The 13,258-nt window shown below is 73.3% G+C and carries 11 protein-coding genes; 6 read left to right on the top strand and 5 right to left on the bottom strand.

Annotated features, from left to right (window positions below):
* Positions 1 to 78: 78 nt before the first annotated feature.
* Genes BM385_RS20125 through BM385_RS20115 form a run of 3 tightly spaced genes read right to left on the bottom strand, consistent with a single transcriptional unit; the run spans position 79 to position 1,575 of the window.
* Entirely contained in the window at positions 79 to 360 is a 282-nt protein-coding gene (locus BM385_RS20125) for a PTS sugar transporter subunit IIB (protein WP_019433515.1), read from the bottom strand.
* On the bottom strand, positions 357 to 812 hold the full coding sequence (locus BM385_RS20120; RefSeq protein WP_019433514.1) for a PTS sugar transporter subunit IIA: 456 nt from the start codon (positions 810 to 812) through the stop codon (positions 357 to 359). Before BM385_RS20120 ends, BM385_RS20125 begins: the two co-directional genes overlap by 4 nt.
* Before the next feature lie 34 nt (positions 813 to 846).
* Positions 847 to 1,575, bottom strand: coding sequence for a GntR family transcriptional regulator (locus tag BM385_RS20115; protein ID WP_175543048.1), 729 nt, complete (start codon positions 1,573 to 1,575; stop codon positions 847 to 849).
* 244 nt (positions 1,576 to 1,819) lie between these two features.
* Here BM385_RS20115 and tkt point away from each other — a divergent pair, with 244 nt between their 5' ends.
* The 3 genes from tkt (at position 1,820) to BM385_RS20100 (ending at position 5,928) form a co-directional block, all read left to right on the top strand.
* On the top strand, positions 1,820 to 3,847 hold the full coding sequence (tkt, locus tag BM385_RS20110; RefSeq protein WP_093843897.1) for a transketolase: 2,028 nt from the start codon (positions 1,820 to 1,822) through the stop codon (positions 3,845 to 3,847).
* Positions 3,844 to 4,494, top strand: coding sequence for an HAD family hydrolase (locus BM385_RS20105; RefSeq protein ID WP_019433511.1), 651 nt, complete (start codon positions 3,844 to 3,846; stop codon positions 4,492 to 4,494). The genes tkt and BM385_RS20105 overlap by 4 nt, the downstream gene beginning before the upstream one ends.
* Before the next feature lie 63 nt (positions 4,495 to 4,557).
* A complete protein-coding gene (locus BM385_RS20100) occupies positions 4,558 to 5,928 on the top strand; it encodes a carboxyl transferase domain-containing protein (protein WP_093843896.1) in 1,371 nt (456 codons plus the stop codon).
* Between the two features lie 54 nt (positions 5,929 to 5,982).
* On the opposite strand, the gene BM385_RS20095 is transcribed toward BM385_RS20100, so the two are convergent.
* Positions 5,983 to 7,491 (bottom strand): cytochrome P450 family protein, encoded by a 1,509-nt coding sequence (locus BM385_RS20095; protein ID WP_254791677.1) that lies wholly within the window; start codon positions 7,489 to 7,491, stop codon positions 5,983 to 5,985.
* Between the two features lie 63 nt (positions 7,492 to 7,554).
* A complete protein-coding gene (locus BM385_RS20090; RefSeq protein ID WP_139275212.1) occupies positions 7,555 to 9,909 on the bottom strand; it encodes a right-handed parallel beta-helix repeat-containing protein in 2,355 nt (784 codons plus the stop codon).
* A gap of 138 nt (positions 9,910 to 10,047) precedes the next feature.
* Between BM385_RS20090 and BM385_RS20085 the strand changes: the two genes are divergently transcribed.
* From BM385_RS20085 to BM385_RS20075, 3 genes are all read left to right on the top strand, one after another.
* Positions 10,048 to 11,133 carry an epoxide hydrolase family protein gene (locus BM385_RS20085; RefSeq protein ID WP_093843894.1) on the top strand — a complete coding sequence of 362 codons (1,086 nt, stop codon included), beginning with the start codon at positions 10,048 to 10,050 and terminating at the stop codon, positions 11,131 to 11,133.
* Positions 11,134 to 11,232: 99 nt separating this feature from the next.
* Complete coding sequence (locus BM385_RS20080; protein ID WP_093843893.1) at positions 11,233 to 11,979, top strand: glycosyltransferase; 747 nt, start codon at positions 11,233 to 11,235, stop codon at positions 11,977 to 11,979.
* A complete protein-coding gene (locus BM385_RS20075) occupies positions 11,976 to 13,133 on the top strand; it encodes a putative hexosyltransferase (RefSeq protein ID WP_093843892.1) in 1,158 nt (385 codons plus the stop codon). Before BM385_RS20080 ends, BM385_RS20075 begins: the two co-directional genes overlap by 4 nt.
* Positions 13,134 to 13,258: the final 125 nt, after the last annotated feature.

The following is a 13,258-nucleotide window of genomic DNA, read 5'->3' as shown; positions in this document are numbered from 1 at the left end:
GGTGACGTCAGCAGTGGACAGACGTTCCTTGCTGTGGATCGGGGAGCGAGCGGGGGGACGGGTGGAGCCGGGGAAGGGTTACAGCAGGCCCTTGCGCACGGCGGCCGCCTTGACCGCCTCGCGCAGTTCCTCCTTGTCGATGATGCTTTCGAGCACCACCACGTCCCCGAGGCCGGCGGCGGTGTCCGCCAGGTCCTTGGCCACGAAGAAGACATCCGCGCTCTCGGGACCCGCCGAGCCGATGTCGGTGTGGTCGACCTCGACGCCACTGACGCCGAGTTCGCCCAGGACCTCGTCGATGTTCATGTGGACCATGAAGCTGGAGCCGAGGCCCGAGCTGCACATCGCCAGAAACTTCATTTCTTCTCCTCGAATGCGGTGATGAGCCGGTGGACGTCGGAGGCCGAGCGGGCGGCGCGCAGCGCCTCCCGGGTCTCGGTGTCCGACAGAATGCGGGCCAGGGACGACATGGCCTGGGTGTGCGCGGTGGCGTCGACCGCCGCGAAGCAGAAGTAGAGATCGACGGCGTGCTCGGGCTGGTCGAGCAGCGGGGCCGGCTCCTCGAGACGCAGCATCGAGATCGAGGTGCGCACCGCGCCCTTCTCGGGGCGGGTGTGGGCCAGGGCGATGCCGAAGCCGAGGTCGATGTAGGTGCCGCCCGCCTCGATGGAGGCGATCATGGCGTCGACGTACTCGGCGGTGATGTCGCCGGCGGTCAGCAGGGGTTCGGCGACCTGGGTCACCGCTTCCCGCCAGCTGAGGCGGTCGGCGGAGAAACGTATCTTCTCCTCGGTCAGCAGTTCGCTGAGCATGGCACTTTCTCCGTGATCTCTCGTGCTCGTGGTGCTAGTCGGCGTCGGCGAGGATGTCGAAGGACAGCTCGGCGCTCTCCGGCAGGAATTTGGACGTCCCGTGCACCACCGGCCGCCGCTCCAGGTCGAAGACCGTGGAGGTCGCCAGCAGCAGGGGCGAGCCGTCCGCCACATCCAGCAGATGGGCCTCGCGCCCGTCACAGGTGTGCAGGCCGACGACGATCTCGTTCCGCGTGAGCACCACGTCGTGGTGCGCCCGCAGGTGGGCGTACAGGGAGGTGGCGGTGAAGTCCGCCCCCAGCACGTCGGGGAACCGCTCCTCCGCCACGAACGACTCGGCGAGATGGTGCGTGACGCCGTTCACCCGGCGCAGCCGCTCCAGCCGTACGACCGGGGCGGCCGGCGAGATGTCCAGGGCGGCCGCCAGCCGGCTGCCGGCCCGCGTCCGCTTCTGGGTCAGCACCTCGGAGGTGACGGCGTGGCCCTGCCGGGTCATCTGCGTGAAGAAGCCGGTGACCTCGCTCACGAACCGCTCGCGGTGCTTGAGGGCGTAGCGGGGCCGGGAGACGAAGGTGCCCCTGCCGTGCTGGCGGATCAGATATCCGTCGTTGACCAGCTCGTCGACGGCCCGGCGCAGTGTGATGCGGCTCACGGCGTACTCGTCGCAGAGCGCTGCCTCGGCGGGCAGTTGTCCGCCGACCGGCAGACCGCTGACCCGTCGCAGCAGATGGTCGCGCACCTGGGCGTACTTGTGCTCGGCCACCGCCGCCTCCTCACTGAGAACGTGTCGTCGAGACGTCATGATGACTAGAAACCCAGAGGACGTCAATAGGTCAATTCGTTGTAACCGTACTGCGGCGGCGAAGCTTCCGGAATAGGGCAGATCCCCGGTAAATCACTCCCCACAAAAGGGACAAATCACCCTCTAGCGACTGCGAAGCCCCATGAGTTACGTTGTTTCAAGTCATCATGACGACATGATCTCGTAGCTCACAGAGGAGCCCGCCGTGCCCGGAACCGGATCCATACTCGGCCCATCCGACCGCGAGGCGATCGCCGTCGCCCGCGCCCTGGCCATGGACGCCGTCGAAGCGGCCGGCTCCGGCCACCCCGGCACCGCGATGGCCCTCGCCCCCGTCGCCCACCTGCTCTACCAGCGGCACCTGCGGCACGACCCGGCACACCCCGACTGGGAGGGCCGGGACCGGTTCATCCTGTCCTGCGGCCACGCCAGCATCCTCCAGTACACCCAGCTGTACCTGACCGGCTACGGGCTGGAGCTCGAAGACCTGCGGCGCTTCAGGCAGTTGGACTCCCGCACCCCCGGCCACCCCGAACTCGGCCACACCGCAGGCGTCGAGACGACCACGGGTCCGCTCGGCCAGGGCGTCGCCACCGCCGTCGGCATGGCCATGGCCCTCAAGCGCGACGCCCACCGGCTGTCCGGCGCCGACGCGAGCGGCCTCCCCGACCGCACCGTCTGGGTCCTCGCCTCCGACGGCGACCTCCAGGAAGGCATCTCCTACGAGGCCGGCGCCCTCGCCGGCCGCCACCGGCTCGACAACCTCGTCGTCATCTGGGACGACAACAGCATCCAGATCGAGGGCGGCACCGACCTCGCCACCCACGAGGACACCGGCGCCCGGTTCGCCGCCCAGGGTTGGAGCGTGCGGCACGTCGGCCTCGGCCCGGACGGCGACATCGACACCGCCGCCCTGGACGCCGCCCTCACCGAAGCCCGCGCCGAACGCGGCGCCCCCGCCCTGATCGTCCTGAAGTCCCAGATCGCCTGGCCCGCCCCGCACGCCGTCAACACCCCCGCCGCGCACGGCGCACCGCTCGGCGCCGCCGAAGTCGCCGCCACCAAGGAGCGGCTGGGCGTCGCCCCCGAGCCCTTCACCGTGCCCGAGGCCGTCCTCGCCCACACCCGCGGCGCTCTCGCCCGCGGCACGGAACTGCGCCGCGCCTGGGACGAGGCCCTCACCGGCTGGGCCACCGCCCACCCCGAGCGCGCCGCCGCCCGCGCGCACGCCATCACCGCCCCCACCCCCGCCGACATCGCCGACGCCCTGCCCGGCTTCACCCCGGGCGACACCATCGCCCCCCGCGACGCCTCCGGCACCGTCATCCAGGAACTCTCCGCCGCCCTCCCCCGGCTGTGGGGCGGCTCCGCCGACCTCGGCGACTCCAACCGCACCACCATCAAGGACGGCGGCTCCTTCCTCCCCGAGGCACCGGCCGGCCGCAACACCCACTGGGGCGTACGCGAACACGCCATGGCCGCCGCCCTCAACGGCATCGCCCTCATCGGCTACGACACCCCGTTCGCCGGCACCTTCCTCGTCTTCAGCGACTACCAGCGCCCCTCGCTGCGGCTGGCCGCCCTGATGCGGCTGCCGGTGATCCACATCTGGTCGCACGACTCCGTCGCCCTCGGCGCCGACGGCCCCACCCACCAGCCGATCGAGCACCTGGCCGCCCTGCGCGCCATGCCCGGCCTCACCGTGGTCCGCCCCGCCGACGCCACCGAGACCGCCGCCGCCTGGGCCGCCGCCCTCGGCCACCGCGGCCCGGTCGGCCTGGTCCTGGCCCGCCAGGGCCTGCCCGTCCTGCCGACCGCGCCCGCGACCGTACGCGAGGGGGTGGCACGCGGCGCCTACCCCGTCGCCGACGGCACCGACGTGCTGCTGCTGGCCAGCGGCAGCGAGGTCGCCCTCGCCCTCGCCGCCCGCGAGAACCTGGCCGGGCAGGGCGTCTCGGCCCGGGTCGTCTCGGTCCCCAGCAAGGAATGGTTCCTCGCCCAGGACCGCGCCTACCGCGACTCCGTGCTGCCCCCCGCCGTCCGGGCCCGCGTGGTCGTCGAGGCCGCCTCCCCGTTCGGCTGGCACGACCTGCTGGGCGAGGCCGGCACCACCGTCACCATCGACGACTTCGGCCTCTCCGCCTCCGCCGGGGACGCGCTCGAAGCCAAGGGCATGACCGTCGAGGCGGTCACCACCGCCGCCCTCGACTCCCTGAAGGCGGCCGGCCGGTGATCGACGCCACCGTGGACCTGGTGATCTTCGACTGCGACGGGGTCCTGGTCGACACCGAGACCATCGGCCCCGCCGTGGTCGCCGCGCTGGCCGGCGAGGCCGGCTGGCCGCTCACCCCCGACGAGGTGCGCGCCCGCTTCCTGGGCCGCCCCGAGGCGTACCTGTACGAGCAGGTCCGCGCCCACGCCACCGTGCCGGTCGGCCCCGAATGGCTGCTGACCTACCGCGAGCGGGTCAGCGAGGCGTTCGCCGCCGCGCCGCACACCATGCCCGGCGTCACCGGCCTGCTCGACGCCCTCGACGCCCGCGGCCTGCCGTACTGCGTCGGCTCCAGCGGCAGCCACGCCCGCATCCGGCACTCCCTCACCCACGCCGGACTGTGGCCGCGCTTCGCCGGCCGGATCTTCAGCGCGGACGACGTGGCCCACGGCAAGCCCGCCCCCGACCTGTTCCTGCACGCGGCCCGCACCCTGGGCGCCGAACCCGCCCGCTGCCTGGTCATCGAGGACAGCCCGGCCGGTGTGGACGCCGCCCTCGCGGCCGGCATGCCGGTCATCGGCTACACCGGCGGGCCCACCGAACCCGCCGCGCTCGCCCACGCCAGCCACGGCGTGATCGCCGCACTGCCCGAACTCGCCACCCCCTGACGGCGCCGCCCCACCGTGCGACGCTGGGTGCCGACCGCGCGCCCGACTGAAAGCGAGCACCGCATGCGTGACCTCGTCCGGCGGCTCACCGACCCCGGCAGCTTCACCGAACTCGCGGTGGAGCGCCGCGCGCAGCCGCCGGACGGGCCCATCGGCTGGCCCGGCTACGACGCCACCCGCGCCCGCGCCGCGACGCGCACCGGCGAGGACGAGTCCGTCCTGGCGGGCACCGCCACCCTCGGCGGCGTACCGGTCGTCCTGCTGTCGTTCGTCTTCGGCTACCTCGGCGGCTCGCTCGGCGAACGCACCGGCGACCGCATCGAGGCGGCGTACGCGACGGCCCTGGACCGGCGGCTGCCGCTCGTCTCGCTGATCGCCACCGGCGGCAGCCGGATGCAGGAAGGCATGCGCGCGCTCAGCCAGCTCCAGCGGGTGGCCCGGCGCGCGGCGGCCCTGCGCGACGCCGGACTCCCGCAGCTCGCCGTGCTCCAGGACCCGACCACCGGCGGCGGCTGGGCGGTGCTCGGCGGCGCCGCCGACATCGCCCTCGCCCTCCCCGGCGCCCAGGTCGGGTTCGCCGGCTCACGGGTACGCCCGCCCGGCGCCGACCCGGCCGCCTACACCGCGGAGAGCCATCTGGCGACCGGTCAGCTCGACGCCGTCGTCCCCCCGGACGCGCTGCGCACCACCCTCACCCGCTACGTCACCGCGCTCGCCCGCCCCTACCCCGGCACCCCGCCACCACCCGCGCCCCTGACCCGCGCCCCGCTGCCGGACACCGGCTGGGCCGCCGTCCGGGCCGCCCGGGCGATGGAGCGCCCGCGCGCCGACGCCTACCTGGCGGCGTACTTCACGGACCTGCTGCCGCTCGGCGGCGACCGGGCCGGCGGGCTCGACCCCGGCCTGCGCTGCGGCATCGGCCTGCGCGACGGACGGGCCATCACGTACGTGGCGCAGTGCGGCACGGCCAACACCCCCGCCGGATTCCGCACCGCGAGCCGGATCATCCGGCTCGCCGGCCGGCTCGGCCTGCCGGTGCTCACCCTCATCGACACCCCCGGCGCCGCGGGCGACGCCGCGGCCGAGCGGGCCGGGGCGGGGCCGGCCATCGCCGACACCTTCCTGGCCCTGGCCACCGCCCCCGTCCCCGTCACCTCCCTGGTGATCGGCGAGGGCGGCTCGGGCGGCGCCATGGCACTGGCGGCGGCCGGGAACACCTGGGCCACCCCGGACAGCTACTTCTCCGTCATCGCCCCCGAACTCGCCGCCGCCATCCTCAAGAAGCCGGCCGCCGACGTCCCCCACCTCGCGGACGCCCTGCGGCTGCGCCCCCAGGACCTCGCGGCCCTGGGGGTGGCCGGCATCGTCAGCCCGCCGCCGCGACCGGAACGGCAGCCGGATGCAGCACCACCGGCGGATCCCGGCAGCCGTTGACCGACAGCGGGCCCGGTCAGCGGTGGACGGCCCCACGGCCGGGGCCGGGACCCCTCACCGCTTGGGCCACCACGCCACCAGGGCCCGCCACCCCGGCAACAGGCCGCGCGGCCCGGCGGGCTCGTCCTTCCCCGCCGTGGAGCGTGTCCGGGGCGGGGCGGACGGGAACGGGCTGTGCCGCCGCTCCGGCTGCGGGACGACCGGCGTCGCCGGGGAACCCGGAACCGGGGCCCCCTCCCCGGCGTCCGCCCCCGCCTGCGACGCCTCGGCCACCGGCCGGGGGAAACGCACCGGCAGGGCAGTGGGTGTCCGGGCGACGTGCGGCAGCACCCAGTCCAGCCGTTCCCCGGGGACGGCGAGTTCCAGGTCCGGCAGCCGCTCCCACAGCCGTTCCAGACCGGTGCGCACGATGAGCGCGCCGAGTTCCCTGGCCGGGGCCGGGCAGCCGTGGGCCCCGGCGCCCCAGCCCAGATGGGCGTTGTTGGTGCGTGAGGTCTCCAGCCCCACCGCGCGCCTGACCGGGTCGGCGCCCGACGCCCCGAGGCCGACGATCGCCATGTCGCCGACGTCGATCCGGTGACCCCCGAGCCAGGTGGGTTCGGTGGCCCAGCGGCCGATGATGTTCTGGATCGGCGCGTTGCTCCACATGACGTGATTCATCGCCTCATCCATGGAGCAGCGGGCAGCCGCGAGATCCTCGCTGAGCCGCTCGTTGGTCAGCAGCTCCAGCACGGTGTTGCAGATCCAGGCGGTGCTCGCACCGTGTCCCACGGCGATCTGGAGCCAGACGTCCTCGCTCAGCCCGGCGGGCGTGAGCGCGCCGTCCTCGTTGAAGTGCAGCATCCAGGAGACGAGGTCGGCGCCCGGCTCCTTGCTCTTGTGCGCCACGAGGTTGTCCATCAGGGCGGCCAGTTCCCCGGTGGCGTGCGGTGCCCCGGCCGCGCCGGACAGCATGGCGTGGAGGGCGGAGCCGGAGGTCAGCGCGTCGTGCTCGTCCATGCCGGTGAGCCGCATCAGCACCAGCAGGGGAAGCGGCAGCGCGAACTGCCGCAGCAGATCCACCTCGACGGTCTCCGCCCGCGGTCCTTCCGGCACGAAGGAGTCGATGAGCTGATCGGCGAGGTCCTGGATGAGATCGCCGACGCGCAGCATGTCCATCCGGGCCAGCGCCTTGTTGCCCGGGCCCGACAACTGGGCGTGCTCGGGCTCTCCGGCGGACAGCCGGCCGCGGCGGTGGGCGGACAGGTCGATCAGCGGATGGCCGGCGGGCAGGGCGCCCTCGGCGAGGTCGCGGTACCAGCGCGCGTCACGGGACCAGATCTGCCGCTGATTGCGGAGGATGTCCAGCTGGAGCGAGTGGTCGATGACGAGATAGCCGCGCAGGGAGTGGGACTCCTCCAGCGCGACCGGGACCACCGGGCCGACATGGCGGCGCAGATGGTCGTAGTACGCGAAGGGGTCGCGTGCGAAGTCGGGCCCGTGGAGGGGGTAGAGGTGGTCCGGCCAGGCGGAACGCTCGGGCCACGGGGTACCAACCGGGGTTAAGGATACGGAAGTTGCCACAGTGACCAGAGTTGCCGACGGCGCCCCCGGGGTCAAAGGGACCCGGGGGCGCCGCGGCCGTGGTCAGCGCCGGGAGCCGTCCAGCGCGCCGATCACCGAACGGTGGGTGCCCGCCCGGTTCAGCGGGCTGGTGCGCTCGGGCCGCAGGAAGTCGCCGTGCTGCGGCGTGCCGTCCCGGCCGCGCGGGTAGGCCGCGGGCAGGCCGAGCGAGCGGAAGTCGGCGGCCGTGGCGAGCGTCGTCCCGTCCGCGTTCGCCGCCCGCTCCCCGTCGAAGAGGACGTTCGTGCGGTCCACGTCCCCGGAGATGAAGTCGGCCTGCGGGTCTTCGCCGCCCCGGCCGTCGGGGGTCCGGAAGGACAGGTTGTTGCGGTAGACGCCCTGCTCCTCGGGGGTGAAGTACGGGTTGAAGCGGATCAGGTAGTTGAACCGCTTGTTGTCGTACGCGGTGTTGTTGGTGAGGGTGAGGCGGCCCGGGTTGAAGTTGTCCGAGAAGCCGTCCATGTTGTTGTCGTAGGCGATGTTGCCGCGCACCACGTGGTCCACCGGCAGGCCCTCGCCGCCGAGCTTGAAGCCGTTGCCGGTGTTGCTGTCCTCGTTGTACCCGTCGGAGAGCCGGCCGTTGGCGTAGGAGACGTTGTTCTCCAGGGTGATGGGCATGTTGGCGCCCTCGTTGGTGCGGTTGTACAGGTCCCAGCCGTCGTCGATGTTGTGGTGGGCGATGTTCCCGCGGAAGACGTTGCCCTCGCCGACGCCGAGCTTGGCCGCGAAGCCATCGGCGTTGATGTCGCTGGCGTCACGGTTGTCGTGCGACTCGCTGCCGGTGATCAGGTTGTGCGAGGGCCAGTACGCCGGGTCGTCCCCGCTGCCGGTGATCTGGAAGCCGGTGTCGCCGTTGTAGTTGAACGTCATGGCGCTGATGGTGTTGTGGCTGCCGCTCATCCGCAGCGCGTTGCTCGCCGCCCGGGTGATGGTGAAGCCCTCCACCCGCCAGTGATCGGCGTCCAGCCGCAGCACCACCGGGAGCGCGCCGCGCCCGTCGATCACGACGTCCTGGCCGCGGTAGGGCTTGAGCGTCTTGGGCTTGTGCGGCAGTCCGCTGTAGCCGGCGGAGAGGTTCAGTGTGCCGGCCGGCTCGTACGTTCCGCCGTGCAGCAGCACCTGCCCGCCGGGGGCGACGTTGCGCAGCGCGGTCTCCAGGTCCACCGGGCGGGCGGCGGTACCGGGCGCGGCGGCGGTGCCGGTGGGCGCGGCGTGGATGACCGCGCCGTTGCCGCGCTCGCCGTACGCGGTGCGGGTGACGGTCAGCGACCGGGTCACCTCCGCGCCGGTGGCCGGCCGCAGGGTGAAGGTGAAGTCGGTGCTGTCGGCGTGCAGCCGGACCGGGTGCGAGAAGTAGTCGCCGGCCGCCAGCCGCTTCTGGGCGACCTTCTTGCCCTTGCTGTCGGTGACGGTGAGCGTCCCGGCGGTGTTGGTCCTGGCCCGCAGGGTGTACTGGGCGCTGCTGCTCCGGTCCGCGGAGTGCAGGGTGAGGGCGGGCTGGACGGGCGCCGGCTCCACCGGGGTACGCGGCCGGGTGTCCGCCTCGCTCAGCTCCAGCCGGGCGTTGTCGAAGGACACCTTGGCGTTGCGGGCGGCGTAGAAGCCGACGTACATGTGGTCCGGGTCGATGTCCTGGACCCAGTCGGCGCCGTCCACCCGCTGCTCGAAGGTGGCGGGCTCCCCGGCGTGGGTGAAGGTCGCCGACATCACGAACTCGCTGTCGGTACGCTCCAGCCGCAGGGTGACCGGGGTGCCGACCGGCAGGGTGTAGCGGGAGTCGGTGGTGAAGGGGGTGGCCTTCAGGGCGCTGCCCGGGTTGCCCCACGGTTCGGTGACGCCGGTGCGCACCAGGGAGCTGATGCCCTGGCGCATCATGCCGGCGCCGAAGATGTTGGAGGCGGCCGGGACTTCCTCGAAGCCGTCGACCATCGGGTCCTGGCGGGGCGCGCCGTTGACGTCGCGGACCATGATGCCGGCGCTGTCCTGCGAGTTGGGGGCGGCGCCGGTCTCGGGCCCGAACTGCTCGACGGTCATGTCGGCGGTGAGCACGAAGTTGGTGGTGCCGGCGTCCAGGGCGGTCTGGTAGAAAGTCAGTCCGTCGTGGCCGGGGGCGAGTTTGCCGCCGCGGCTCTCCATGACGATGGTTCCGTCGATGGTGCCGGGGTGCTCGGGGGCCGCGTAGTTGGTGCCGATCTTCTCCGGCAGCACGTTGGTGGCGAAGTTGAGGTCGGTGGACTGGCCGAAGGTGATGGCCTCCCACGTCTGTGCGGCGCTCGCCGCCGGTGCGGGTGCGGCGGTCGCCGTGCCCGCACCGGCGGCCAGCAACGCGACCGCGAGGCCCCCGGCCCCGGCTCTTATCCACGTGGAGACGACTCTCATGACCACCACTCCCTTGTCGTTTGGCCGGGCACAGTCAAAGGGAGCCCGAGGCGCGGGGTCAACAGGTAGGAAGCGCTTTCTTTTCGCCCGGACCCTTCCGGACGGAAAGTGACCGCAAGCCCGCCTACCGTCGGCGGCATGAGCACCCTCACCCCCTTCCGCATCGCCGTCCCGCAGGCCGATCTGGACGATCTGGCCGCCCGCTTGGACCGCACCCGCTGGCCCGCCGAACTCCCCGGCACCGGCTGGGAGCGGGGCGTCCCCCTGGCGTACCTGCGGGAGCTGACCGAGCACTGGCGCACCGGTTTCGACTGGCGCGCCCGCGAGGCCGGGCTCAACCGCCACCCGCAGTTCCGCACCACCGTGGATGGCCAGCCGCTGCACTTCGCGCACCTGCCCTCCGCCGACCCGGACGCCACCCCCTTGCTCCTGCTGCACGGCTGGCCTGGCGGCTGGACGGACTTCCTGGACGTCATCGAACCGCTGTCCGGCTTCCACCTGGTGATCCCCTCGCTCCCCGGCTTCGGCTTCTCCACCCCGCTGGCCGGCCCCGGCATGAACGCGGCCCGGATGGCGGACGTCCTGCTGGAGCTGATGACCCGGCTGGGCTACCGGCGCTTCGGCGTCCACGGGTACGACACCGGTTCCTGGGTCGCCCCGGCCCTCGGCCGGCGGGCACCCGAGCGGGTGACGGGCATCCACCTGAACGCGCTGCTGGCCTTCCCGGCGGGCGAGGAGGGCGAGTTCGACGGGCTCGGCGACCGGGACCGGGAGCGCTGGGAGCGGATGCAGAACTTCAACGACGGCTACCTCCAGTGCAACTCCAAGCGCCCGCAGACCGTCGCGTACGCGCTGCACGACTCCCCGGTGGGCCAGCTGGCCTGGATCGCCGAGAAGTACGCCGAACTCTCCGACCTCCCCATCGACCGGGACCGGATGCTGACGAACGTGGCCCTGTACTGGTTCACCGGCACCGCGGGCTCGGCCGCGCAGATCTACTACGAGGAGATCTCGGCCGCCGACTGGTCCGGCACCCAGGACCGGGGCACCGTGCCGACCGGCGTCCTGGTCTCGGCGCACGATGTGACGATCCGCCGCTGGGCCGAGCGCGACCACCACATCGTCCACTGGAGGGAACTCGACCGGGGCGGCCACTTCCTCTCCCAGGAGGCACCCGGCGTGCTGGCCGGTGACATCCGCGCCTTCTTCACCACGCGCGCCTGACCCGCGCCTCACCCGAACGCCGCACAACGGCGGCGATCCCCGCCCGCCCGGCGCGACCATGGCCAGTGTCAGCTCCCGCGGATCCAGGGGTGTGAGCACATGGCAGCAGCGGACGGCCGGGATGTCTCCCTCACCGTCGTGATGCCCACCTACAACGAGGCCGAGGCCCTGCCGGGCATCTCCGCGGAACTGCTCGGCCTGCCGCTGCCCGGGCTGCGGCTGCTGATCGTCGACGACGCCAGCCCGGACGGCACCGGCCGCCTCGCCGACGCCCTCGCCCGCGACCATCCCGGCCGGATCCAGGTACTGCACCGGGCCGGCAAGGACGGTCTCGGGCGGGCGTACGCCGCCGGGATGGCCGCCGCCGTCGCGCACGGGGCGCGGTACGTGCTCCAGATGGACGCCGACGGCAGCCATCCGCCGCGGCACGTCCCGCAGCTGCTCGACAGCGCCCGCGCCACCGGCGCCGACCTGGTGATCGGCAGCCGCTACGTACCCGGCGGACAGCTCACCACCGCCTGGCCCGCCCACCGCCGGCTGCTCTCCCGCTGGGCCAACCGCTACGCGGGCGCCGTGCTGCGCACCGGCCTGCGCGACCTCACCGCCGGCTTCGTGCTGTGGCGCGCCGCTGCCCTGGCCTCGCTCCGGCTCGAACACACCCGCAGCGCCGGCTACAGCTTCCAGATCGAGCTGAAGCACGCGGCGGTGCGGGCCGGCTGCTCGGCCGTCGAGGTCCCCATCCGCTTCGAGGAGCGGCGGCACGGCGCCTCCAAGATGTCCGCCGCCGTCCAGCTGGAGGCCGCCCTGCTGCCCTGGCGGCTGCTGCTGCGGCGCACCGGCCCGTGACCACCGCACGCACCGCCGTCCCCGCGCGCGGCACCTCCCGCCGCACCCGGGCCCGTACCGCCCTGCGCGCCGCCGCCCCGGCACTGCTCGTCTACGCCGCCGTACGCGCCACCGGGCTGCTGATCCTGGCCCGGTGGACGGCCGCCGGGGAGCACAGCGCCCACACCCTGCTCGCCGAACGCTGGGACGCCGTCTGGTACGCCCGCATCGCCGAGAACGGCTACGGGTACACCGCCCACCTCGGCGAGCGCACCGAACACGACCTGGCGTTCTTCCCGCTCTACCCCGCCCTGGAACGGGGCCTGTCCACCGTTCTCCCGCTCTCCGTCCCCGACGCGGGGCTGGCCGTGAGCTGGACGGCGGGCCTGGCCGCCGCCTGGGGCCTGTACGCCGTCGCGTTCCTGGTGACCGGGCGGCGCGCGGCGGGCGTGGTGCTGGCCGCCCTGTGGGCCGCCGTGCCGCCCGGCTTCGTGCAGTCGATGGCGTACACCGAGACGCTGTTCACGGCGCTGGCCGCCTGGGCGCTGTACGCCGTCCTCACCGGGCGCTGGTACACGGCGGGCGCCCTCGCCGTCGCCGCCGGGCTCACCCGGCCCTCCGGGCTCGCGGTGGTGGCGGCCGTCCTGGCGGGCGGTGCGCTGGAACTGCGGCGGCGGCGCCGCGCCGACCCCCGCGTCCTCACCGCGATGGCCCTGGCCCCACTCGGCTGGCTGGGGTACGTGGGGTACGTCGGCGTCCGGCTCTCCAGTCCCACCGGCTACTTCGATGTCCAGAAGGACTGGGGCAACGGCTTCGACGGCGGCGCCGGCTTCACCCGCTTCGTGCTGACCCGGCTGCGCACCGACCCGGGCCACGGGCTGCTGATCCTGGCGGTCCTGGCCTGCGGGACCGCCCTGCTGGTCCAGTGCGTCCGGCAGCGCCAACCGCTGCCGCTCCTGGTCTACACCCTGCTGATCGCCGCGAGCGCCCTGGTCAGCGAGAGCTACTTCGCCTCCCGCCCCCGCCTGCTGATGCCGGCCTTCCCGCTGCTGCTGCCCCTGGCCGGCCTGCTGCTCCGCCTCCCCCGCCCGGCCGGCGCCGCCGCCCTGGTGGCCGCGGCCCTCGGCTCGGGCGGGTACGGAACCTGGTTCCTGCTCACCCAGTCCCCGCCCTGACCGGCGGGCGGAAACAACCCTTCCGCTTCGTGCGGGGATCACCCCGATGCTGGCGCTTTATCTCTTGCCAGAACCGGCAATGAATTGAATCCCCAGGCCATTGGAATACCAAGAATTCCACTGGT

The sequence above is a fragment of the Streptomyces harbinensis genome, assembly GCF_900116145.1.
GTDB lineage: Bacteria > Actinomycetota > Actinomycetes > Streptomycetales > Streptomycetaceae > Streptomyces > Streptomyces carpaticus.
The sequence above is the reverse complement of the archived record's forward strand: the minus strand, read 5'-3'. Positions and strand labels throughout refer to the sequence as shown.